Origin of the sequence: Pseudarthrobacter sp. lyk4-40-TYG-27 (genome assembly GCF_030209295.1) — a bacterium.
Lineage (GTDB): Bacteria > Actinomycetota > Actinomycetes > Actinomycetales > Micrococcaceae > Arthrobacter.
Window position 1 is genome coordinate 24,003 of record NZ_JARVSH010000016.1, and the last position, 23,593, is coordinate 47,595.

Annotated in this window: 16 protein-coding genes; 8 read left to right on the forward strand and 8 right to left on the reverse strand. The window is 61.2% G+C overall.

Annotated elements, in window-relative coordinates; all coding sequences use genetic code 11:
- Position 1: 1 nt before the first annotated feature.
- From QRM96_RS20140 to QRM96_RS20160, 5 genes are read left to right on the forward strand one after another with little or no spacing between them, the layout of a single operon-like run.
- Positions 2-1,267, forward strand: coding sequence for a TrbL/VirB6 family protein (locus QRM96_RS20140; protein WP_285320733.1), 1,266 nt, complete (start codon positions 2-4; stop codon positions 1,265-1,267).
- A complete protein-coding gene (locus tag QRM96_RS20145) occupies positions 1,254-2,762 on the forward strand; it encodes an SCO6880 family protein (RefSeq protein ID WP_285320734.1) in 1,509 nt (502 codons plus the stop codon). The genes QRM96_RS20140 and QRM96_RS20145 overlap by 14 nt, the downstream gene beginning before the upstream one ends.
- A complete protein-coding gene (locus QRM96_RS20150) occupies positions 2,762-4,336 on the forward strand; it encodes a helicase HerA domain-containing protein (protein ID WP_502934914.1) in 1,575 nt (524 codons plus the stop codon). The genes QRM96_RS20145 and QRM96_RS20150 overlap by 1 nt, the downstream gene beginning before the upstream one ends.
- Entirely contained in the window at positions 4,333-6,102 is a 1,770-nt protein-coding gene (locus tag QRM96_RS20155; RefSeq protein WP_285320736.1) for a type IV secretory system conjugative DNA transfer family protein, read from the forward strand. Before QRM96_RS20150 ends, QRM96_RS20155 begins: the two co-directional genes overlap by 4 nt.
- Before the next feature lie 12 nt (positions 6,103-6,114).
- Positions 6,115-6,555 (forward strand): DUF4913 domain-containing protein, encoded by a 441-nt coding sequence (locus tag QRM96_RS20160; protein WP_285320737.1) that lies wholly within the window; start codon positions 6,115-6,117, stop codon positions 6,553-6,555.
- An 87-nt stretch (positions 6,556-6,642) separates the two neighbouring features.
- Here QRM96_RS20160 and QRM96_RS20165 read toward each other — a convergent pair whose 3' ends face one another.
- The 5 genes from QRM96_RS20165 to QRM96_RS20185 all read right to left on the reverse strand — a co-directional run bounded on the left by QRM96_RS20165 (position 6,643) and on the right by QRM96_RS20185 (position 13,042).
- A complete protein-coding gene (locus QRM96_RS20165; RefSeq protein ID WP_285320738.1) occupies positions 6,643-6,972 on the reverse strand; it encodes a histone-like nucleoid-structuring protein Lsr2 in 330 nt (109 codons plus the stop codon).
- A 646-nt stretch (positions 6,973-7,618) separates the two neighbouring features.
- On the reverse strand, positions 7,619-8,152 hold the full coding sequence (locus tag QRM96_RS20170) for a hypothetical protein (RefSeq protein ID WP_285320739.1): 534 nt from the start codon (positions 8,150-8,152) through the stop codon (positions 7,619-7,621).
- A gap of 240 nt (positions 8,153-8,392) precedes the next feature.
- Positions 8,393-8,971: a hypothetical protein gene (locus QRM96_RS20175; RefSeq protein WP_285320740.1), complete on the reverse strand. Its 579-nt coding sequence runs from the start codon at positions 8,969-8,971 to the stop codon at positions 8,393-8,395.
- Positions 8,971-9,627 carry an RNA polymerase sigma factor gene (locus tag QRM96_RS20180; protein ID WP_285320741.1) on the reverse strand — a complete coding sequence of 219 codons (657 nt, stop codon included), beginning with the start codon at positions 9,625-9,627 and terminating at the stop codon, positions 8,971-8,973. Before QRM96_RS20180 ends, QRM96_RS20175 begins: the two co-directional genes overlap by 1 nt.
- 49 nt (positions 9,628-9,676) lie before the next feature.
- Positions 9,677-13,042, reverse strand: a complete 3,366-nt coding sequence (locus tag QRM96_RS20185; protein WP_285320742.1) for a CHAT domain-containing protein — start codon at positions 13,040-13,042, stop codon at positions 9,677-9,679.
- Between the two features lie 275 nt (positions 13,043-13,317).
- Here QRM96_RS20185 and QRM96_RS20190 point away from each other — a divergent pair, with 275 nt between their 5' ends.
- A complete protein-coding gene (locus QRM96_RS20190; protein WP_285320743.1) occupies positions 13,318-13,572 on the forward strand; it encodes a hypothetical protein in 255 nt (84 codons plus the stop codon).
- A gap of 1,296 nt (positions 13,573-14,868) precedes the next feature.
- Here QRM96_RS20190 and katG read toward each other — a convergent pair.
- From katG to QRM96_RS20205, 3 genes are all read right to left on the reverse strand, one after another.
- Complete coding sequence (gene katG / locus QRM96_RS20195; RefSeq protein WP_285320744.1) at positions 14,869-17,163, reverse strand: catalase/peroxidase HPI; 2,295 nt, start codon at positions 17,161-17,163, stop codon at positions 14,869-14,871.
- A gap of 222 nt (positions 17,164-17,385) precedes the next feature.
- Positions 17,386-18,012, reverse strand: coding sequence for a hypothetical protein (locus QRM96_RS20200; protein ID WP_285320745.1), 627 nt, complete (start codon positions 18,010-18,012; stop codon positions 17,386-17,388).
- A gap of 379 nt (positions 18,013-18,391) precedes the next feature.
- Entirely contained in the window at positions 18,392-20,218 is a 1,827-nt protein-coding gene (locus QRM96_RS20205; RefSeq protein WP_285320746.1) for a sigma-54-dependent Fis family transcriptional regulator, read from the reverse strand.
- A gap of 538 nt (positions 20,219-20,756) precedes the next feature.
- Here QRM96_RS20205 and QRM96_RS20210 point away from each other — a divergent pair.
- A complete protein-coding gene (locus QRM96_RS20210; RefSeq protein ID WP_285320747.1) occupies positions 20,757-22,391 on the forward strand; it encodes a ferritin family protein in 1,635 nt (544 codons plus the stop codon).
- An 83-nt stretch (positions 22,392-22,474) separates the two neighbouring features.
- The gene (locus tag QRM96_RS20215) at positions 22,475-23,521 is read left to right on the forward strand and encodes an FAD-binding oxidoreductase (RefSeq protein WP_285320748.1); all 1,047 of its coding nucleotides are present in this window, start codon (positions 22,475-22,477) and stop codon (positions 23,519-23,521) included.
- The last annotated feature ends 72 nt before the right edge of the window (positions 23,522-23,593 follow it).

Here is a 23,593-nt window from a genome sequence, read left to right on the forward strand (position 1 = left end):
CATGGCTGAGTGCAGCTGGGGAGACCTCAAGTGCGGCTTGGGCAACGCACTCGAAGACATAGCCAACGACGCAATCGGGAACTTAGCGAAGTCGATCATGGAGGGCATGAGCCAGATGGTGACGACTCTGTCTACCTTCTGGGTGTCCATGCCGACTGTGAACCTCACCAGCGAGGAGGGGGCAAAGGCCAGTCCGGTGGTGTCCGCTGTGAATAGCGAGTTGATGCCGTGGACGCTGACGCTGGCAGTCCTCGCCGTGATCATTGGGGGCATTCGGATGATCTGGGAGCAGCGCGGAGCACCGCTGAAAGACCTCCTACGATCACTGGTCACACTGACTCTGGTCTCGGGTCTTGGCCTTGGCGTCATCTCAATTTTGGTCATTGCCGCTGACGCATTCGCCGCCGCCATCATCAAAAGATCAACGGACGGCAAAGGATTTGCCGACGCTTTCCAGAAAATCGCCGTTGTTCAGACAGGCGACGCGGTCTTCATCCTCATCGTCCTCGGCTTGATCGGACTGATTGCGTCCCTGGTCCAGATCGTCCTTATGGTCGTCCGCAGCGGCATGCTGGTGATCCTGGCCGGCATCCTGCCCACCACCGCCGCATTCACCAATACTGAGATGGGCAAGCAGTGGTTCCAGAAGGCAGTTGGCTGGACCATCGCCTTCATCCTCTACAAGCCCGCTGCCGCGATCGTGTACTCGGTCGCATTCCTGTTGATGAGCAAGACCAGCGGGAAGGATGCCCTGATCGGCTCCATCACAGGGTTCACGTTGATGATCGTTGCCCTGTTCGCCCTTCCCGCCCTGATGCGGTTCGTCACGCCGATGGTGGGAGCCGTTGCCGCTGGCAGTGGGGCAGCAGCCGGTGCCGCCGTGGGGGCCCTTGCCACGGGGGCTGTGTCCATGGGCCGGGTTGGCAGTGGCCGGGGCAACGCAGCGCCCACCCCAGCCAGCTCCAGCAGCACAACGAGCACGAACACAGGCAGTTCTCCCAAGGGTAGTTCTGGATCTTCAGGCCCCCGCGGTGGGGGAGGGCAGCCAACGCCTGGCTCTTCGGGTACCGGCGGGGCAGCCGGTAAGGCAGGCAAGGCGGGGGCGGCTGCACCGGCCGGAGGGGCTGGGGCTGCGACGGGAGCCACGGCCGCAGGCCCGGCCGGCATGGCTGTGGCAGCAGGCGTCCAGGTGGCGTCCAGGACAGCAGAGGCAATCAAGACGACCGCGCAGGATTCAACCGGGGAGGGCCCCAGTGGCAGCAATTAACACCGAATACAAGGAACCGTCCTACGGCAACTGGCGCGTTCCGCGCTCAGCCGGCCTGGGCAACCTCGGCGCTATCGGCAGCGGCATTGTCATGGTCGGACTCCTGCTGGGCATTGTCAGCTTCGCCATCTGGGGCCTGTTCGTCGGCCTGGGCGTCCTTGCCGGCGCCGGCGCCTGCGCGCTGCTGCTGACTGTGAAGGACAAGCACGGCCAGTCCGTAGTAGACCGTTTCGGTACCCGACTGGCTTTCAAGGTCGCGAAGTCCTCCGGCACCAACCTGTACCGTTCCGGCCCCCTTGGTGTGACCGGGTGGGGCATGTATCAGCTGCCCGGGTTGGCGGCGAAGTCCACGCTGTATGAGTTCACCGACTCCTACAAGCGCCCCTTCGCCATGCTGCACGTCCCAGCCACCAGTCACTTCACCGTGATCTTCTCCACCGAACCCGACGGTGCCTCCCTGGTTGACCCTGAGCAGGTCGATGCCTGGGTTGCCAACTGGGGCGGGTGGCTCGCCGGGCTGGCCGACGAGGCCGGCCTGGACGCCGCTGCCGTCACCGTTGAGACCGCCCCGGACTCCGGTTACCGGCTGCGGAATGAGGTCCTGATGAACATCGACCCTGACTCGCCGCAGTTCGCCAGGGACATGCTCCATGAGGTCGTCGACACCTACCCGGAAGGCTCGGCCACGGTCCGGGCCTGGGTGTCCCTGACCTTCAACGCCTCCCTCCGTGCGGGCTCAAAGAAGCGCACCCCGGAGGATGTCGCCCGCGAGCTGGCCTCCCGTATCCCCGGACTGTCGGCACGCCTGCAGTCCACCGGGGCCGGGATCGCCCGGCCCATGTCCGCACAGGAACTCTGCGAGGTCGTACGGATCGCCTACGACCCGCCCGCAGCGCTCATCATCGACGAAGCCCACGCCGCCGGCACCCCTGTATCCCTGACCTGGGCCGAGGTCGGTCCGACCGCGACCCAGGCAAGCTGGGACGCCTACCGCCACGACTCCGCCTTCTCAGCCTCCTGGACCATGACCGGAGCCCCCCGCGGTTCGGTGAACTCCTCCGTCCTCTCCCGCCTGCTCGCCCCACACGGTGACATTGACCGCAAGCGCGTCTCCCTGCTGTACCGCCCGATGGACTCAGCCCGCGCCGCCGCGGTCGTTGAGCGGGACCAGAACAACGCCAACGTCCGCATCACCTCCGGCAACCGCCCCACTGCCCGTGCCCTGGTCGATGCCCGCGCTACTGTCCGGGCGGCCGAGGAGGAAGCCCAGGGCGCCGGTCTGGTGAACTTCGGCATGGTCGTCACCGCCACGGTAACCCACAAGGAACGCCTTCCGGACGCCGTTGCCGCCATCGAGCAGACCTCCGGTACCGCCCGGGTGCTGCTGCGCCGCGCCTACGGCTCCCAGGACACCGCGTTCGCAGCGTCCCTGCCCTTGGGGCTGGTGCTGCCCAAGCACAGCATGGTGCCCACCGAGATAAAGGACGCCCTCTAATGGCCCGCATGAAACTTTTGACAGCAAAGAAGGCAAAAACAGTAAAGACAGCAAAAACCCCGGCAAAGGAAGCCGGGCCTGGCTCTCGGGGGTGGACCGGGCGGGGCGGCGGCATGGCCCAGCTCCTCCCGTCCGTCCGGGAGTACCGGGGAACAACCGTCCAGGTCTGCGGACTGTGGCCGTTCTCCTCCGGTGCCTCGTCACCCATGATCGGTGTCCCACTCGGCCGGCATGAGGAAACCCAGGCAACGGTCTGCTGTGACCCGATCAGCTGGTTCCAGCGCGCACGCCTGATTTCGAACCCGTCCGCGTTCATCCTCGGCAAACCCGGCCTCGGAAAGTCAACGGTGGTGCGCCGGATGTTCATCGGCCTCTCCGCGCAGGGCGTTCACCCGCTGATCCTTGGCGACCTCAAAGGCGAGCACGTCAAAGCCGTGAAAGCCCTCGGCGGCCAGGTCATCAAGCTCGGCCGCGGCGTTGGCTACCTGAACATCCTCGACCCCGGGCAGGCCGTCGAAGCGGCCCAGCTGCTGGAAGACAGCGGGCACAACGAAGACGCCGCCCGGGTCCGCGCCGACGCCCACGGCCGGCGCCTGACCATGGTCGTCTCCCTCATCACCATCAGCCGGAACAACCCGCCCACCGACCAGGAACAAACCATCCTGGACCGAGCCCTACGGGTCCTCGATGAACGATTCGACGGCGTCCCTGTCCTGAAAGACCTGCTCGACGTGATCGTCTCCGCCCCGGACGAGCTGCGCCAAGTCGCGCTGGACCGCGGCGACATGAACATCTACCTCCAGGAAACCCGGGCCCTGGAAGCAACCCTGCTGGGCCTGACCGGGGGCGGAAAGCTCGGCGAAATCTTCTCCCAGCAAACCACCAACCCCATGAAACGGGACCGCGCCGTCGTCTTCGACGTCTCCAGCATCGACGAGACCGAAACCGACCTGCAGGCCGCCGTCCTGCTGGCCTGCTGGTCCTACGGCTTCGGCACCGTGAACGTCGCCAACGCCCTCGCCGACGCAGGGCTGGAACCGCGCAGGAACTACTTCGTCGTCCTGGACGAACTGTGGCGGGCCCTCCGAGCCGGAAAGGGCATGGTCGACCGCGTGGACGCCCTCACCCGGCTCAACCGCTCCGTGGGCGTCGGGCAGATCATGATCTCCCACACCATGTCCGACCTGCTGGCCCTGCCCGCAGAAGAGGACCGGATGAAAGCCCGCGGCTTCGTCGAACGCTCCGGCATGGTCATCTGCGGCGGCCTTCCCGCCTGCGAGATGCCCCTGCTGACCTCCGCGATACCCCTGTCCCGGCAGGAACAGCAGAAGCTCATTTCCTGGCAGGACCCGCCCGCCTGGGACTCGCGCGGCTTCGACGTCGAACCGCCAGGGCGTGGAAAGTTCCTCATCAAGGTCGGCGGCCGTCCAGGAATCCCGGTCCAGGTCGGCCTGACCTCCGTCGAGCACGGACCCGACGGGGTCAACGACACCGACAACAAATGGCACGGATCCCCGGAACCGATCCTCAACCCGGCCGCACCCATCCTGCCAACTGAAGGAGGCTCCCTGTGAGCGCACCGAACCGCAAAGGCATGGGCCTGGGCGACGCCGTCATCGTCTGGCTGGCCATCGGCTTCATCGTCGTCTTCGGCGGCGGCACCTACGCCGCCGCACACATTGGCTCGTGGCTGGCGGGCATCGACGCGCCGCCGGCCCACCCCATCGACCTGATCGCCGGGCTCATCAAGGGCAAGGTGCCTTGGCCGACCCAGTCCACGATCGTCGTTTGCGTCATGGCGGGCCTGGTCCTGGCCCTGGCCGTCGTCGTCCTGGTGGCGTGGCGGCAGGGTGCGTCCAAGCGTGCCCGAGTCGATAAAGCCGCCCGCTACCTGGGCCGGGGCAAGTCCCTCTCCGCATTCTCCGACAAAGGAGCGCAGGCCAAAGCCGAACGGCTGGGCATCAAGGACAACCCCGGCATCGTCGTGGGCAAGGTCGTCTCCACCGGCCAGAAGTTCGTCCAGTCCTGGGAAGACCTCAGCCTCGACATCTGGGGACCCCGGACCGGTAAATCAACCTCCCGCGTGATGCCGGCAATCCTGGACGCTCCCGGCGCTGTCGTCTCCACGTCCAACAAGCGTGACGTCGTCGATGGCACCCGTGGCGTCCGCGAGGCAGCCGCGCCGGTGTGGGTGTTCGATCCCCAGAAGATCGCCCAGGAAGAACCGGACTGGTGGTGGAACCCCCTCTCCTACGTCACCGACGAAGAGAAGGCCTACAAGCTCACCCAGCACTTCGCGGTCGGGTCCCGGGTGCCCGGGTCCAAGCCGGACGCCTACTTCGAGCCCAAAGCCGAAGACATCCTTTCCTCGTACTTCATCGCGGCCGCACTGGGCGATCTGCCGATCACGCAGGTCTATCTGTGGGTGACGGAGCAGGTCAGCCAGGAACCCATCGAAATCCTCCGGGAACATGACTACGAGCTGCAGTACAAGGGCCTGGAGTCCACGCTGAAGCTTGCCGACAAGCAGCGGGACGGTATCTTCGGCACCGCCGAAAAGATGATCCAGTGCCTCAAGAGCCGCAACACCCTCCGCTGGGTCGCCCCAACCGGCGGCGCGACCGTAGCCGGCGATGGGCGCCGTCAGTTCAACCCGCACGCCTTCGCCGCGTCCCAGGAGACGATCTATATCCTCTCGAAGGAAGGTGCCGGCTCAGCCGCCCCGCTCACCACGGCACTGACCGTCGCGATCGCCGAGGCCATGGAGGAACGGGCCGAGCGCAGCGGCGGCCGACTGCCCAAGCCGGCGCTGTTCGCCCTGGACGAGCTGGCGAACGTTGTTCGCTGGGCCGGCCTCCCGGACCAGTTCAGCCACTACGGCTCCAAGGGCCTGATCGTGATGGGCATCCTGCAGTCCTGGTCCCAGGGCGTCGAGCTCTGGGGTGAGGCGAACATGCGGAAGATCTGGTCGGCCGCGAACGTCAAGGTCTATGGCGGCGGTGTGGCCGAGGAAGGCTTCCTCCGGGCCCTCTCGGACCTGGTCGGGGACTATAGCTACATCAACGTCTCCGTCTCGTCAGGGAAGTCCGGGTCCAGCCGCTCACGGCAGGAGTCCAAGGAGCGTATCTTCGACGTCTCCAACCTTGCCGAACTGGATCGCGGCCGCGCCGTCGTCCTTGCATCCGGCGCCCCCGCCACCCTGGTCCGGACCATGCCTTGGTACACGGGCCCGCACAAGGACGCCGTGGAAGCGTCCATCAAGAAGTACAGCCCGCAGCCGGAGAACGAACCAATACCGGTGGCCGCGGCAGCGGCCACAAATCCATGGGTGACCGGGTAGGGGAGCCGGGATATGACGATAAACATCGGGCGCTTCGGAGAAACTCCCAGCCCGGACGCACAGGAAGCTTGTGCTGATCTGAGCGAACAGCAGAAGCCCCCGCAGCTGGTCTACGGCTCTGCCGAGGAATTCCTGCACGAGCAGCTGTTGCCCACCTACGTCCGCGACGTGGACGGCCGTGCAGCGAAGTGGTGCATCGAATGGTATTTCCACCCGGAAGCTGTCTCCCGGGTGGAGGCACTGTGGCGTGCCTGGGAACACCTCAGACTCGACGGGGCCACCGGCATCAGCGTCTGGTTCAAAGACCACGCAGACCACCACATGAGCGTTCTCCTCGACCCGCGCGGCCCGTTTTACAAATGCGACATGCAAAAACACCGCGACCCCGAACACTTGGAGCCCAAAAAGGCCCCGGCCGGATGGTTCCCGGATGTGCGGACAATATCTGCATAAAAATCACCGCATGAATTGCGCTTTGCAAATGAAAAGTCAGGACTGGAACCATATATAGGTTCCAGCCCTGACTTTGTCTTTACTGCTCTAGTGAGCGGCCTCGTACCGCTTTACAACGTCCGCCTGAATACGCCCGCGGGTGTTCACCTGGATGCCATTCTCAGCTGCCCACAATCGGACAGCTTTGGCGCCCGGGCCGCCCTGCGATGAATTGGTCCGGGGCGCCCGACGACCACTTCCGCCAGATATCTGGCGGCCGGCGGTGGTGAAGCGGGAAAGGGTCTCGCGCAGTTCGCTTGCGTGACCGTCATTAAGGTCGATCTCGTATTCCCTGCCATCGAGGGAGAAGGATATTGTCTCGTTCGCTTCCGAGCCGTCAATATCATCTTCCAGCAGCACTACTATCTTTTTTGCCATGAATTAAGGCTAGCAGTTTTGTTATACGTGCGGATGTATGTGCTCAGCGTACGGAAGACGGTTGTGATAGCCCTCACGATGGTGCATTAGCCGACTTGCGTTATGAGGGGACAGACACTCGATGTCGACAAGGGAACGCGAACCGAGCAGTCTACGGTTGGGGGCAACCTGGGTATTCCGGTGCTGGAAAGGGCGAGCCATTGGGTAGCTCCCTCGGCAGCACCGGTGGATAATGCGTCAGGATTGGTATGCCCTGAGCGCTACAAAGCACCCAGAAGCCCTTTACCGGATAGAAGCAATTTGGTCGGTTGTGAGCATTTGGGGCTGGAGCCAGCTTTCGAGGTCAGCATCTGATGGCTGAACCACACAGGCCCACACATGCGCATCGTCATGGCCAAAGAAGGCCCTCTCAAAAAATGCGCTACGGCGGACAGAAGACCCCGGAGGCGGGTACCTTTGACTAGCTCTGCTGAATGGTCAACACGGAATAGGGCCGACGCCCAAGACTGCTACCACTCCCTTGTCCGGAGCCTACTGCGGGGCCGTTCTACGTCAGCGTGCATGTGAACCACTCCAGCCGCGAGTGCCCGTAACGCCAAAAAGTTGGGCCGGGCAGAACGCCCGGCCCAGCTTTTGAAGTCTTGAACTACCGGCAAAGCCTGTTAGTCCCTGAAGACCACGTTGTTTTGTAGCGGTAAATCCGCGTCCCGTTTGAGCTCGCGCCCACTGGCCCAATGTTTGCGCCGCTTCCGTACCCACCGGCAACATCGTTGTAGCTATCGACGGTGGTCCGGTAGTCCCCACAGCCTGCAGTAAGTTCACCGCGGATGCTGTTCCAGCCGTTGTTGTTGACCCAACCACCGCCCCGGTAGGACCACCCCCACCACTCGCGCTTTTCAATCTTCATGTAGCTCCAGCACCCGTAGGTTCCGGAGCAATCGCGGCTAAGATTTGCCCAGCCTTCGGCCGTTGTCGAGTTGACCTTGTTGGGCGCGTAGACAGAGTAAGTGAAGGCCGCCGCCTCAGCGGGGACGGCGGCTATCGCACCCCCGGTAGCGATCAGAGCCATCAGGCTGACGATCGTGCCGATTCCCTTGATGAGCCTCGAAAGGCGAAATGCTTGGAACATTTTGGTCTCCTTGGTTTTGTAGCTCTCCCGGGTTTTGACGGGCTTACTCAAGAAGACGAGGTTCAGAGTAGACGGTTGGAGAATTCAGCGGAACTTTGTGCTGACTCATCATTCAGGAGCGCTGACCGCGTGTGGGCAGAACGGTACGCGGGAGCTGCAGAAGTCCCGCGGGAGGGCAGAGTCAACAGATTGCAGCTTCTGTACCTCCCCACCGGCCCCAAATAGGATGTCCAGCACTCCGCAACGTGGTCAAAGACGTCGGCTATGACTCGTCCAACTGAGCGCCCGGGACTATCGGCGTAATTCGAATCTCAGGCTGTCACCAGGGGAGGGTTCGATCGCCAGCCCGGAGAAGCGCGCCAAACCCCGTGAGGAAACACGTGTGGTGTGTACTGTGCCGTTCGGTTCAAGGAGTGCGAGCGTAAGTGGGGGACCAGCCAAATCGGTGGCAGAGATCTTTATTGCCAGATCTGTGATGCGCCCGTGCTCGTCAAGGTCGCATTCGAACTGCACAACCTCGTCATGGCCCTCTGCAATGAGCTCTGGGACAGAGACCTTGACAGTTTCAGCAACGGACCCGACGTCACGCGCCAGCGCCAACGCAGGTGCGGATGCATCGATACGCCAGTTCTCCAAGTCAACCATGAAGGCAGCCATCAGGGCGCTAACATTTCCGGTCGGCGGGACGACGCCCAGACGCGAGAATACGTTTATCTGCGCCTCCGCCAGTTCGTCCTCGTCAAGCTCGTCGAGGTTGCCGACAAGGTCAGCACCGTCTTCCGCTTCCTCCAACTCAATCTCCGCTTCAAGCACACGCCGCCATAGATCGACGGCCTCAGGGCCCTTCCGGAAAATTTCGTTAGCGTTCATTACTGCTCCTCCTTCCAGTCTGCGAGGCAGATGGCTAGTTTCTTCTTAATTTCATGTATGCGGCTCTTAACAGTCTTTATTGGTAGTCCCAAGCGCTCGGAAATCTCAGAATGGCTAAGGCGGCTGAAATCCCCCGAATCGATGTCCAATGCGAGCTCCGCGACTGCGCGGTGCCCTGGTGGAAGGGTCTCGACTGCAGTGAGGATGCGGGTACGTAATTCCCTCATCTGCGCGTGGTGCGGCGGCATTGGACGAGGATCTTCAACGTGAATCTCGTTGTCTAGTGCGAGCACCGCAGCTCCACCGCCGCGCTTTGCTGCCACCTCCTGTTTCCAGTTATCAATGATCACGCTAAGCACGATCCGGGCGAAATAGGCGGCGGCACGTTCAGCTCCCGGATGTTGAGGCAGAGCAGGCTGACGTCGGGCCACCGAGATGAGCCGTACGAATGCTTCCTGTACTGTGTCCTCCCTGTCTTCTCTCTTTTGAAGCTTCCTGGCCGACACTGAATAGCCGACACGCATGAGGTGCTCCAGTGTCGTGCCGGTGAAGGCTTCAATTTCTGCGCGCGGATCGGCCGCGCAGTCAGGGACTGATTCAGCTCCATCAACGTCGTAGTCGTCATCGCCTTCAGTATCGAGAGTCTCGATTGTCATGTCATGTCCTTTCTTAGGCGGGCACGGGCCGTTTGCGAACACGCTACTGCTATTCAAACGAGGTTTGAACGTCGAGGTTGGAATGTTTCTCCCGTCGATGACGGGGGAGTCTTCTCGACGTCAAGAAGCGGTGGCCGCGCCCAAAATGCGCGTAGGGCGCCCAGACGTGTGGCGGCATCCCCTCCTCAATGCAGGACAAGACGGTTTCGCAGTACGCGGCAAGCGAATCGCCGCGTCGTGCATTCTCATAAAACAGGCGGGCGAACGAATGCGCCTGTTGAGGTGGGATGTACCCGGTCGCGGCAATCAAGGACGTTGCACCCCGTAGGCGGATAGCCAACGGGAAGCCGTTTAAGTCCCCGCTCCGGGGGTGAACTCGGCCAAGGCCGCACACATTAAAGAACACAAACTCTGCGCGCGGCCCGTGGACGAGCCATTCTGAAGCGGTCATAGTGACGCTCTTGGATAGAGCGAGTTGGGAGCTAAACGACTGTGGCCAGGCGATAGAACGGCCATGACCCGAAACGTGCAGCCCAGCAAGTCTGCCGCTGCCGAACAGCTTTTCCAGTCCGGCTTCGGCGTTTTCCGGCCAATCAACGGAAAGCTCCTGCCGACGAAGGGCACGGGCGACTTCCCGGGATTCGCGTTCCGCGTGCGCTGATACATCCCAGCCGCACACTAGCCAAGGGGCCTTGTCACCGTTGCCTTCATGGACGCGGAGTCGTTCTTCCGGAAAGTAGGCAACGGCCTTGTGCTCCAAAAGGTAGCCCTGGGGCCCTCGAGCGGCGTGGATCGGCAGCGATGACATCACGCCCTGCGGAACGAACAGCAGCACCCGGGCATCGGCCGTGAAAGGCAGGATCGGCTCAACTATAACCCGGTGCAGCTCTTCCAGAGAGGCCGCTGGCTGTTCCATCCGAGAAGGGCGCAACTCGAACCAGATATCCTCCGACAAGTCAAGGATTTCAGCGGAACCCGTTTTCAGCGACACCGCCCTATGATGCTCTCCTCCGTTACCTATATAGGTAATAAGCGCCCAAGATTCTACGGCCCCGGGAACCAGCCGGACGAGGGCCTCGTCTTGTAGCGGTCGCGTCCGACGGGGACGGGTCTCGATACGGGGTTCTGATGAAGGGGGCTGTGCAGCAAGTATGCGGTCACGGATTCGGGCGAAGAGCTCTGCCTGGTCCTCTGCTCTCCGATAGTAGAACGACGACTCCATCAGCTGCAGTTCCATGGCATATTCGGGCCGGAGCGCCACGGCGGATTGGACCCATCCAACGCTCGCATCAAAGAGGCGCGCTGCCTCACTAATAAATCCCGCCTCTATTAGTGATCCGGTGAGCTTTTGAATCCGGTGCCCTGCCCAAGAAGCCGTATCTATAAGGTCACTGCCGATCGTGGAAGAAAACACTGTGTCCTCGACTGCCGCGATTAGAGCCTCCACCTGCTCTGTCACCAATGGCCCCTCCTGCAATTTCAACGCATACCCCACGGCGTCGAACAACGCTCGCAATATCATGTTGGGACGCTTTTGATTCGACGCATATTGCTTACTGATCCGGGCGTGGATCAGTTTGGCGTCCGGATCAGTGAGGGGTGATCGAGCAACCGCCAAATGGATTTCCGGCAGCAACTGTGGCGTGAAGATTGCGGCCAACTCGGCAGCCGACAATAGCATCCACAATTGCGCGTGTTTTTTATCGTCCGGACCGGAGGGTGTTGGCTTGTCCACGAGCGGGACCCTGGGCACAGCCCAACCATCGATTGCTTCCACGGCCGCACAGATCCCTGTCAGGTCGATTCGAGTGTGCTGCGAGGAGATGGACCGGCCAGCATTCAGTAGCGCAATAATGAGGGCTTGCGGTATTCCGCGGGCTAATGCCTTGCGCAACACGGTGGCCGTAACTTGGACGGTTACGGGGGCGGGTACCGCGTTGTCCGGAGGTTGGATCTTTAAATGTGCTGGCGAACCTTCTGGAGTCACGCTCGCTACTGTGGATGTGCCAATCCTTCCCTGTTCCCTTGACCGATCTGGGCGTGAGGTCAGGGAACTCTGCTTTAACTCCGACGACTTAGCTTCCCATTCTTTCGACATGGAAGCCCAGAAGGCTCCAGAGGTACGGAGCTTTTCACTATGAAGAGATTGCCCTAGGCGGCGGGCGGCTGCTGCTGATCGTCGGAACATACGAGAGCGGACGTAGGCGCTGCCGCCCGAAAAGCCCTGGGAGATACGAAGTACACGTTCCATCTGCCGCTGGCGTTCAAGAAGGTCGGGGTGCATAAGCGCTACCGATATCGCTTGCTCCCACGTATTCAATTCGCCGACATCTAGTCGTTGAAGTCGGTCCAGCGCGTACCGGCTCACGCACAAATCTCCAAGACTTCCACTGACTTGAGCGAGATGCTCCATGAGCCTGGCGACTTCAACTGCGCCGAGCAGGGGCGGCAACATCGGAGTATCAACTTCAAGCGCCGGCATAACTGGCATGAGATCTCTATATCTGTTGAAAGCCTTAAGCAGGGCATCGCGACGAGCATGGAGACCGTCAAGGTACGGCATCAGTTGCCACCTACTCATGAACAACAACAGGTTATTTCGCGCTAAACCAATCTGTAGGTGTTCTACCGCGAGGAATGATCCTTCGCTATCAAATTGGGAAATTGACTCGTACGCTTCTTCAAGTCGCTCTAGGGCCGCAGCGATCCTGTCGCCGGCCTCCTCGTCGTGAATGTAGGCAGCAATTTGCGCGTTTACCGACGCAGTGTGAAAAATCGCCTTCGCACTTTTCGGGTTGGATGGAAGATTTTCGCGGAATTCCCAGGCTTTCGTTGCCAGTCTTGCCGCCTGCAGATGAGCGCCAACCTTGTATTCCTCCTCGGCAGCCTTTGTGAAGTCATAGAACCACGCGGCGGACGTGCTGGTCCGGGCGGCCACGGTCGGTGTTGTGAAATAAACATCGACCAAGGCGAGGTAGAGGTCTCGTGCCACGCCACCTCGGTCTTTGCGATGCCGGCCAAGGGAGTCCGCAATGCTTCGGAGCCGACTGGACTCCTTAAAGCTCAGACCAGGATGTTGGCGTGAGAGAGTACCGAGCATCAACCAGCGCATCGATTCCTTGCGCATTGCGAAGAGGGGATCGGTGGGTTGGGCACGCCATATCTCCTCGATAACTACCCAAAGCCAGCCGTACGCCCGGCCATCCCCTAACAGTCGCTCGGGGCTCTGGGCTGTGGGCAGCCACTCTGAAAGGTAAAAGGCAGCGGCTTTAGGATCGAGTTCTGAAAGCGCACGCCCGAAGGTTCGCGAGTCGGGAGCGTATTCCTCCACCCAACCGCGAATCGCCTCTAGGGTTTGGGAATACTCACCCGCCCGTGCACGATCAGGACTCCTTCGACGGCGGCTCGGACTCATTTTCTGATGCTATAACCAGCCGTGGCCGCATTCCCACATCCTTACGGGTCAATGGCTCTTTTTGTCATGCCCCGGATCAACCCGATCAGCCAAGTTGACATCGCAAACATTAAATTCGCCAGCATCCAACCTCGTTCGTTCAACTACGTCTTCATAAGTAACCCGGGAATACCGGAACACCCCAGGGGTCGGCAGAACTGCCACTCCTCAACCGAAGGAGCAACAAAATGGCACATGGAATTCTCTGCACCTGCAAGCGGTGCAACCCTTCATTCATGGACCTCGTCTTCGGCAAGCCGTCGAAGGGGCCGTTCACAAATCCTAAGAACACGGGTAGCAAGTCCTACAACAGCCCCCGCTACGGAAGCAACCAGCAGGCATATGGCGGCAAGGGCAAAGCGGATGGACCCGGGCACGGCCACTACAACCCCAGCAACGGCTTCAATCGCCCACCGGTGTCCGATTTCCTTGGAAATAAGGCGTTAAAGGGCAGCTATGGGAAGAAGTGGCCGAACAACTACCCCCGCTAACTAATAGCCATGACACAGGGCCCCGATGGAAGGGGACCCTGTGTCATGGACCAAGCCAACGTCTCATCAAATGGGGCCCGGCCGCGGATTGGGGCTGAACTCCAATCTGTCAGGTTAGGTTCTACAGCCTTTGATTCGTCCTGTCCGGTAAGACGCGTTGGGTCTTACTCTGACGCACAAAACGCGACCAGCTGACGTCAGGTTGGGGTGTACCCATGCTTGGCCGCCTCGTCAGCAGCCCCCAAGGCGAAGGGCATGTAGAACGACATGTTGGGTACCCGCTGGGGCACATACAAGGGCGACGGCGTCGGTTGAACGTTCGCGCAGCTGACGGGTGGCGCGATTCTGAACGTAGCCGATTTCCTCAGCCGCTGCCATGACCTTGGCCTGGTTTCCTCGGCGACCCGGCCGGACCCGGGTTCTGTACGAAAGCAGAACGAGCATCCCCAGGCTGGAGATCTACAGCGACTGCCAGCCGGACGGCAGTCGCCGGAGCCACCGGTGGCGGGGCGTAAGACCGGTGTGGGCGCCGGAAACTGGCTCTACCCGGAATTGCCGGTTCACTACTGAGCCCCCGGCCGTTCGCCATCCCCAGCGCTCGGCTGTCCGCCGAGGAATTGTACGGCGGCTAATACACCTAGACATCACTGGGAGCCCCACACCTAACGGCACCGCGCCGGCTCACCCGGGTCACACCTCGCAGAGTACCGGTAATAATCAGGTGTAAGCACTCTGGCACTCGACCTTCAGTCCAAACTTTCTCGGTTTGGAGACCGGCCGAAGCCGACATGCCATGAGTTCCAGTCCACTCGCCGTCTGCGCATGTCCTCAGGTAGGGAGCCTGGCCCTGGGGTTCTATGACTCCGAGCTCAGCTATGGCGTTTGAGGAACGTACGTAAGCGCCTCCGCCCCGGACGTCGATCTATTCGACCCTGGATGCCTTGCTGTTCGATCCCCTCGTGAAATTACCTTCCTCGACCCACCGGAAATGCGTTATGTTTTCATGGCTGTTAAGGCCAGAAAGACGAACGTCCGGGACTCGTATAGCCAATATTTCTCCTGCCTAGTGCCTTCATCCCTTGCATGCCGAGTATTGCAAATCTTTCTCATTGCACCTGAAGGAAGCATCAAGGATCTTAAGAATCGAAGGGTGGACTACTCAGGTTCTCCGCAGGGACCGGCCGATGTTGGATGTATTGCTTGACCCCCGGACAAAGGGATATAGCATGTGGTGAAAAGCGTTCGGGGCCGGCTGCAGTGGCAGCCGGCCCCGTCCCTGTGCAGTTCGTAGCTGGGTCATTCCAGGTCGAAGCGGTCCAGTTCCATGACCTTGGCCCAGGCGGCCACGAAGTCGTTCACGAAATTCTCCTTGGCGTCATCGCTGGCGTAGACCTCGGCCAGTGCCCGCAGCTGGGAGTTGGAACCGAAGACCAGGTCCACCGGGGTGGCCGCCCACTTGAGTTCGCCGGTTGTGACGTCGGTGATCTCGTAGGAGTTCTCCTCCGACTCCGACGCCTTCCATTTGGTGCCGGGCGAGAGCAGGTTGACGAAGAAGTCGTTCGTCAGGACCTGCGGCTTGTCCGTCAGTACACCGTGGCTGGAGCCGGCCACGTTGGTGCCCAGGGCACGCATGCCGCCCACCAGTGCCGTCATCTCGGGCGCGGAGAGGTCCAGCATGTACGCCTTGTCCAGCAGGAGGGTCTCCGGCTGGACCTTCGCACCGGGGCGCAGATAGTTGCGGAAGCCGTCGGCCCGCGGCTCCAGGTACTGGAAGGATTCGACGTCGGTCTGTTCCTGCGTGGCGTCCGTGCGGCCCGGACGGAACGGCACCGTGACGGGGAACCCGGCGTCGGCTGCTGCCTTTTCCACGGCAGCAGCGCCGCCCAGGACGATAAGGTCCGCGAGTGAGACCTTCTTGCCGCCGGACTGTGCCGAGTTGAACTCCTCCTGCACGCGCTCAAGTACGGGAAGCACGGCAGCCAGCTGCTCCGGTTCGTGGGCCTCCCAGCTGCGCTGCGGCTCCAGCCTGATCCGGGCGCCGTTGGCCCCGCCGCGGCGGTCCGTCTTTCGGTAGGTTGCAGCCGACGCCCAGGCTGTGCTGGCCAGCTGCGGGATGGTCAGTCCGGAGTCAAGGAGCTTGGCCTTGAGCTGGGCAATGTCCTGCTCGCCGATCAGTTCGTGGTCGACGGCGGGGACCGGATCCTGCCACAGCTGTGCCTCCGGAACCCAGGGCCCCAGCATGTGGGGTCCCACCGGGCCCATGTCGCGGTGCAGCAGCTTGTACCAGGCCTTGGCGAAGGCCAGGGCGAACTGGTCCGGGTTGGCCAGGAACCGGCGGCCGATCTTTTCGTACGCCGGGTCGAACCGCAGCGACAGGTCGGTGGTGAGCATGGTGGGCCGGTGCTTCTTGTTGGGGTCGTGCGCGTCCGGGATGATCTCGGGGGCGTCCTTGGCGACCCACTGGTGGGCGCCGCCGGGGCTCTTGACCAGTTCCCATTCGTATTCGAAGAGGATCTCCAGGAAGCGGTTGCTCCATTGCGTGGGCTTGTCCGTCCACGTGACCTCCAGCCCGGAGGTGATGGTGTCGCCGCCCTTGCCGCTGCCGTAGGTGCTGAGCCAGCCCAGGCCCTGCGCCTCAAGGTCTGCGCCCTCCGGTTCGGGGCCGACGTGGTCATCGGCGGTGCCGGCGCCGTGGGTCTTGCCGAACGTGTGGCCGCCGGCGATCAGCGCGAATGTCTCCTCATCGTTCATGGCCATCCGCTTGAAGGTTTCGCGGATGAACGCGGCCGCGGCCACCGGGTCCGGGTTGCCGCGGGGGCCTTCGGGGTTGACGTAGATCAGGCCCATCTCGGTGGAGCCCACGTCCTCGGCCATGGTGCCGTCCCCGGTGTACCGTTCGTCGCCGAGCCAGGTGTCCTCCGGTCCCCAGAAGATCTGCTCGGGCTCCCAGACGTCCTCGCGGCCAAAGGCGAAGCCGAACGTCTCGAAACCCATGGACTCAAGGGCCACGTTGCCGGCGAGGACCAACAGGTCCGCCCAGGAAAGCTTCTGGCCGTACTTCTGCTTCACCGGCCACAGCAGGCGCCGGGCCTTGTCCAGGTTGGCGTTGTCCGGCCAGCTGTTCAGCGGCGCGAACCTCTGGCCGCCGTCGCCCGCTCCGCCGCGGCCGTCGTGGACGCGGTAGGTGCCGGCGGCGTGCCAGCTCATCCGGATCATCAGGCCGCCGTAGTGGCCGAAGTCCGCCGGCCACCAGTCCTGGGAAGTGGTCAGCACCTGGCTGATGTCCTGCTTGAGGGCTTCGACGTCGAGCTTCTGGAATTCCTCGCGGTAGCTGAAGGACGGGCCAAGCGGGTTGCTCGCCTGGCCGTGCGTGTGCAGCACGGAGAGGTCCAGCTGGTTGGGCCACCAGTCCTGGTTGGTCCGCGGCCGGTGCCCCTTGGGCGTCGGCGAATCGATCGCAGGGTTTTCGCTTTCACTGCCCTGGGCGGTGGCACTGCCATGGGCCACCGGGCACCCGCCCTCAACCTTCTGGTCCAGGCCCTGTGCGCTCCCAGGAGTGGGGACTAAAGGGTGTTCCTGAGTTTCGGTCATGTGCTTCCTTCCATATAGCCGAGACCGTGATAGGTCTCCGGCAGCCGGTTTAAAACTTCCCTTTTTGAAGACAAGGGACCGCGCTGGGCGCGCAGGGAAGAGGCCCCGTCCATACCAGGCCGTATCCGGACCGCCATCGAATCACCAGTGTGGGCGCCGAACTCCATGCAGGGCACGGCCGCTGATAAGGCGACCATGACCGTTCATAACGCGGGTGATCGTCTACAGCAGGTCACGTTCAGGAGTATTGCTGACGTCGAATAGGGGCAGCTTGTCCAACTCAGATCTGGGTGTGTCTTTGTACTCGGCAAAGATATTGGGCTGCAAAGCCGTAATGCGGGCACTGACCATATCGCTGAGCGCCAGGGCAACAGCTCCCGTCTGGCGAACTGCAAGGTCTTCGACCAGTGGTTGACGTGCGCTGGTGATGGCGATTCCGTTCGCTGCACCGTCCTGACCCTGCGCCAACCCAATCGAAAACACCTCGCGGGGATTCGTGGTCCGGCTGGTGTAGTGGTCCTGCAACTTGAGCAAAACCTTGTGCCAGTTCGTTAGATCACCTTTCAGATTGGTAGCTGCTAAGTCAGTCTCGGTCAGAGTCGCGCCTGCGCGGCCGTATGAGAAGCATCGCCCGTAAGAAAGCAGTGCGGTCGTCCAGACCGCTTCGATCAGTAGGTCATCAGGCGGGTCTTCACCGGGCGTAAGCGCCGTCACTAGCCGCTCACAGCACCGCAGTACTGTCTGCAGATCCTCAAAGGTCGCGCTGAGATGGACTAGGGTGACAGCGCTGCTTGTGTCCAGTCGCCGCAAAGTGGCCGGCTGATCGGCTGGAGCAAAGTGGGGCATCATCGACTTCCTGAGGGTTGAGCAAGGCATGGACACGGAGTCGGACAATGGAAGTTACGTGCCTAAGTGAGACTTATGGCTTCGAAAACATCCGAAGGGAGCTGAGTAGTCCTTGGTATAATTGGCCGAGGACCGCCGTTCCCCAGAGATTAATCAGACCTTAAATAGTCATCACGGGCTGTCTCAATTTGAGATCTGATAGCGAGACAACTAGGTCAAGGGGTTGGGCTATTCGGAGTGCGTTTACGGTGGGGCCTTAGACGCGCCCTACTCCTTGGAGCGCCTGCCTACTTGGGTTTGAGACGCACCTCAGCATTCGCTTACGAGGAGTAAAAGGACAGATCGGGCGTCCACCGCCAGGAAGGTTTCTGCCGCGGCAATCTCAGGGTTGTGGCGCCTCGTTCGTTGGGGTGACGGAGATGCCATAACCGCGAATCTTGCGATAAATGGTTGCGCGGGACATACCCAGGTGTTCCGCCGCAACGTTCTTGTTGTCGCCGTGGGTCCGGAGAGCTTCGACGATGGCATCTCGCTCGAGGGATTCCAGATGAGTGAGTGATCGCCGCACGACTGACTGGCACTCAGGCGGCAGATCGCCGACGTCGATGACACCACTCCTCTTGGAGCGGACAATTTTGTTGACCACCGCCCGGAGTTGGACGAGATTCCGGTTCCAGGGCAGGCGGGCGAGCTGTCGTAGAGCCGCCTGTGTGAAGGAGATGTCTTCGCAGCGGGCTGAGGTGCGAAGAAAGAGGGTCGCAAGCGCGCCGATATCTTGAGAACGATGTCTAAGTGGTGGGATCCTGACTGTGCTGTCGAAACAAGGAACGATCATTGCCTCTACTGCGGTCGCCTCCGCGGTCGGGGTGCGGGTCGCGACCAGCCAGCGAACACCATCGACCTGAGAATCTTCGGAATGCCTAACGAGCAACTCCGACAAGGGGCCGACCGTTGTGTCCGGCAGCTGCTCGAGATGTTGGAGCATGAGTGTCCCGGAGGCCTCCTTGAGTTCCTTGCTGACCTCGTCCAGCCACTCTTCCGGATCGATAACTGCTCCACAGTCGATGACTCGAAGGTGCTCTCCATTGCCATTGGCATAGTGTGCAGCTTTTAGCACGGCAAGTTTACCGACCCCGGTCTCACCTTCGATAACGACCGACCGGCCTTGGGCACGGTCCTCCTGCACCTGCGAGCAAGCCCGGAGCCAATCCGGTGATGTCCCGATTAGACCGGGCAACCTGCCCATGGGAAGCCGTGATGCCGGGGCCCGGCTCACACTGCTGTCGTGTTTGCCGACCTGCACCCGGAAGACGCCGCCGACAATGGAGTCGCCATACGTCGTCGGTCTATAGTGCATGCGGGCGGTGGTGCCGCTAGGCAGGTCGGCAACGACTGTCCGGGAGCTTACTTCATTCACAGAGTCAGCGGTGTGGGCAAGCAGAGCGGCCCGGTCATCAGGGGCGAGGAGTGCCTGTGCGTGGCGGTTCATCATAACCACTTCGCTGTTAAGCGCTAGGACGGGACCTGAGCTGCGCCGGCACGCGGCCATGTAGTCGCGCAGCAACGCCAGTTCCCGGGCTCCGACGTGCTCGGTGAGTGCATCCTGAATTTGTGCAGCGATGCTTTTAGCTGTGGCCAGCAACAGTGGGTTAGCTATCGAGGCGTTGCAGGTGATGTCGACCACGCCGAGGAGTGCGCCGCTTGCAGGGTGGTGCACTGGTGCACCAGCGCATGCGAAGGAGAACAGCTTTTCGTTGAAGTGCTCATCCCCGACCACGAGGGTGGGTTTCGACCCCTCGATTGTCGTGCCGATTCCGTTTGTGCCAACATCAGACTCGCCGTATGCGTACCCGGGGGTAAGGAAAACGGATTCGAGCTTCTTGCGAAGCTGAAAGTCGGAGCAGTACCGGTCAACAATGTCCCCCGACGGCGCGGCAAAGATGATACTGACGGGCTCATCGGCAAGGATACCGGCCGTGTGCTGAAGGACGGTGGTGATGCCTTGAAAGATCTCATTTTCCTGCAGTACTTCGCCACCCGATGCCGTGCTCAGGTCCACGGGGTCGACACCCAGGTGGGCGCTGCGGGACCAAGAATCCCGGATGGGAGAGCGCACATCCGGGGTCAGCATGCCCGAAATCAAAAACTGCTCGCGTGCAGCTCGCAGCGAGGAGAGCTGCTTGTCGACCGGTCGCTCAAGAGATGCCATGGGAAGGTTCGAACATTTCTGCTCTCGCGGCGTGCCTCATCGCCAACCGCTGGGTCTGTGGGGTACCCCGAGTCATGCAGGCGGTGACGTATTGGGCGGTAGACATCACCGTCATGCACATCCCTCCGTGAGGTACGGGCCGATCTTACGAGGGACAAATCGTAGCCGTCAATAGTGCTACGAGGCTCACTGGGGCGCAGCTCAAACCAGCTACATTGCGACTGGCAGCCACGAATCCGATCACCCCGCAGCCCCGTCGAATGGACGGGCAAGGATTGGCCCTCCCTGAGTCTTCAAGGAGGTGACAGGAAGTGGGCGCTAGTCGGGCCAATGCGACTGCCCCTTTTTGCTCGAAGTTGCCTTAGCGTCGTGTAGGCGCGTACTTGTTCTTCCCTGGAAATTCTCAGTAGAAGAAATTCTCAAAGTGAGACAGCTGATACCGCTGTGGTGCTGTGAAGTTGAGCACACGGGCAAAACGCCCTCGCCCGCCTGGCCGGGCCACCGATGTTCCTGCCGTTTCACAGGAGGCACTACACGTATGAGCAGACAGAGCCTGACTAAGGCACACGAAAAGATTTCTGAACTTACATGGGAACCGACATTCGCGACGCCCGCGACCCGGTTCGGCACTGACTACACCTTCGAGAAGGCACCGAAGAAGGATCCGCTGAAGCAGATCATGCGTTCCTACTTTCCCATGGAGGAGGAGAAGGACAACCGTGTTTTCGGCGCCATGGACGGAGCAATCCGCGGCAATATGTTCCGCCAGGTCCAGCAGCGCTGGCTGGAGTGGCAGAAGCTCTTCCTGTCGATCATTCCGTTCCCGGAAATCTCGGCAGCCCGTGCCATGCCGATGGCGATTGACGCGGTACCCAATCCTGAGATCCACAACGGTCTCGCGGTGCAGATGATTGACGAGGTTCGGCACTCGACGATTCAGATGAACCTCAAGAAGCTGTATATGAATAACTACATCGACCCGGCTGGCTTTGACATGACGGAGAAGGCCTTCGCGAACAACTACGCTGGCACCATCGGTCGGCAGTTCGGTGAAGGGTTCATTACCGGTGACGCGATCACGGCTGCCAATATTTACCTCACGGTCGTTGCGGAAACCGCGTTTACCAACACGCTGTTCGTCGCAATGCCTGATGAAGCGGCCGCGAACGGTGACTATCTGCTGCCGACGGTCTTCCACTCAGTACAGTCGGACGAGTCGCGGCACATCAGTAACGGATACTCGATCCTTTTGATGGCTCTTGCGGACGAGCGGAACCGTCCGCTCCTGGAACGTGACCTGCGTTATGCGTGGTGGAACAACCACTGTGTTGTCGACGCTGCTATCGGGACGTTCATCGAGTATGGCACTAAGGACCGCCGCAAGGACCGTGAGTCCTACGCGGAGATGTGGCGTCGTTGGATCTACGATGACTACTACCGCAGCTATCTGCTCCCGCTTGAGAAGTACGGGTTGGTCATCCCGCACGACCTGGTCGAGGAGGCGTGGAACCGCATCACGAATAAGTTCTACGTCCACGAGACCGCGCGCTTCTTCGCGACCGGTTGGCCGGTGAACTACTGGCGCATCGACGCGATGACGGATACCGACTTTGAGTGGTTCGAGGACAAGTACCCCGGCTGGTACTCCCGGTTCGGCAAGTGGTGGGAAAACTACAACAGGATGGCCTACCCGGGCCGGAACAAGCCGATCGCGTTTGAAGAGGTCGGGTACGAGTACCCGCACCGCTGCTGGACCTGCATGGTCCCCGCGCTCATCCGCGAGGACATTGTGGTCGACAAGGTCGACGGACAGTGGCGGACGTACTGCTCGGAGACCTGCGCTTGGACCGACAAGGTGGCGTTCCGCCCCGAATACGAAGGCCGGGACACCCCGAATATGGGCCGGCTCACAGGACACAGGGAGTGGGAGACGCTTCACCACAATAAGGACTTGGCCGACATCATTCAGGACCTCGGCTACGTCCGCGATGACGGCAAGACCCTCGTTGGTCAACCGCACCTTGAGCTGGATGATCCCAAGAAACTGTGGACGCTCGATGACATGCGCGGCATCCAGTTCATGAGCCCCAATGTTCTCCTGAACGAGATGTCCGACCAGGAACGCGATGCGTGGGCCGCGGCCTACCGAGCGAATGACAACGTCAGCGTCTAGCTGCCGCGATCGGTGGTGGTGCCGGGGTTGATTCCCGGCATCACCACCCCGCAAACCGCAACCACACAGAATTGGAGGACGCCATGGCGGACGCCCATCGAATCAGCTTCGAACCCGTGAACATCGAAATGGAGGTGGAGGAGGATGAGAAGATCCTGGATGCGGCCTTCCGTCAGGGAATTCACCTGATGCACGGATGTCGCGAGGGCCGTTGCTCTGCGTGCAAGTCCTTTGTTATGGAGGGCGATATCCAGATGGAGGATTACTCGACGTTCGCGTGCAACGATGCAGAGGTCGATGAGGGTTACGTCCTGCTCTGCAAGGCGCATGCCTTCAGCGACTGCACCATCGAGCTTCTCAATTTCGACGAGGATGAGCTTCTGAACTCGATCCCGCTGCAGGATGTTCGAACTGAAGTGCTTGATATCATCCCGCATACGCGGGACATCGTCGGCCTGAAGCTACGGCCCGTGGAGCCGGCAGTGTTCAACTACAAGGCCGGTCAGTATGCTGATTTGACGATTCCTGGGACAACTGCTTACCGGTCGTTCTCCATGGCCAGCACCCCTACGACGACCGACCATGTCGAGTTCCTTATCAAGAAGTACCCCGGCGGCAAGTTCTCCGCCCTGCTTGATGACGGCATCCGGGTCGGCGACATGATCGACCTGCAGGGTCCTTACGGCAACTTCACCCTCAAGAACGGGCACGTCATGCCGATCGTGCTCATCGGCGGCGGCGCCGGCATGGCTCCGGTGCTTTCGTTGCTGAGGCGGCTGAGTGAGACCGGGGACCAGCGGAAGGTGCGCTTCTATTACGGTGCCCGCACAACGCGGGATCTGTTCTACCTCGACGAGATTCGCGCCATAGGGGAGCAGTTGGCTGACTTTGAGTTCATCGTCTGTCTCTCTGAGTCCACCGAGGGCATTGACGGATTGGGGGTGCTCGGCTTCCCGGGCAATGTCACTGAAGTCGTCGGGGCGCATGAGACGGAGCTGAACAAGACCGAGGTGTATCTCTGCGGACCTCCGCCGATGGTGGACGCAGCCATGGTCCTGGTCGAGCAGCATGGCGTGCCGGGTGACCAAATCTTCTACGACAAGTTTGAAAGCCCGCAGCGCGAGGAGTAAGGGCAGAAACAACGCAACGATCGTGCAAGTGACAGACAAACAGACAAAAGCAGTTTCACCAACTGATGGAGT

Bases quoted from the DNA above. Each gene is read 5' to 3' on its own strand.
- QRM96_RS20140 (WP_285320733.1), top strand. From the start codon at position 2: ATGGCTGAGTGCAGCTGGGGAGACCTCAAGTGCGGCTTGGGCAACGCA.
- QRM96_RS20150 (WP_502934914.1), top strand. From the start codon at position 2,762: ATGGCCCGCATGAAACTTTTGACAGCAAAGAAGGCAAAAACAGTAAAG.
- QRM96_RS20160 (WP_285320737.1), top strand. From the start codon at position 6,115: ATGACGATAAACATCGGGCGCTTCGGAGAAACTCCCAGCCCGGACGCA.
- QRM96_RS20165 (WP_285320738.1), bottom strand. From the start codon at position 6,972: ATGGCAAAAAAGATAGTAGTGCTGCTGGAAGATGATATTGACGGCTCG.
- QRM96_RS20175 (WP_285320740.1), bottom strand. From the start codon at position 8,971: ATGAACGCTAACGAAATTTTCCGGAAGGGCCCTGAGGCCGTCGATCTA.
- QRM96_RS20180 (WP_285320741.1), bottom strand. From the start codon at position 9,627: ATGACAATCGAGACTCTCGATACTGAAGGCGATGACGACTACGACGTT.
- QRM96_RS20185 (WP_285320742.1), bottom strand. From the start codon at position 13,042: ATGAGTCCGAGCCGCCGTCGAAGGAGTCCTGATCGTGCACGGGCGGGT.
- QRM96_RS20190 (WP_285320743.1), top strand. From the start codon at position 13,318: ATGGACCTCGTCTTCGGCAAGCCGTCGAAGGGGCCGTTCACAAATCCT.
- katG (WP_285320744.1), bottom strand. From the start codon at position 17,163: ATGACCGAAACTCAGGAACACCCTTTAGTCCCCACTCCTGGGAGCGCA.
- QRM96_RS20200 (WP_285320745.1), bottom strand. From the start codon at position 18,012: ATGATGCCCCACTTTGCTCCAGCCGATCAGCCGGCCACTTTGCGGCGA.
- QRM96_RS20205 (WP_285320746.1), bottom strand. From the start codon at position 20,218: ATGGCATCTCTTGAGCGACCGGTCGACAAGCAGCTCTCCTCGCTGCGA.
- QRM96_RS20210 (WP_285320747.1), top strand. From the start codon at position 20,757: ATGAGCAGACAGAGCCTGACTAAGGCACACGAAAAGATTTCTGAACTT.
- QRM96_RS20215 (WP_285320748.1), top strand. From the start codon at position 22,475: ATGGCGGACGCCCATCGAATCAGCTTCGAACCCGTGAACATCGAAATG.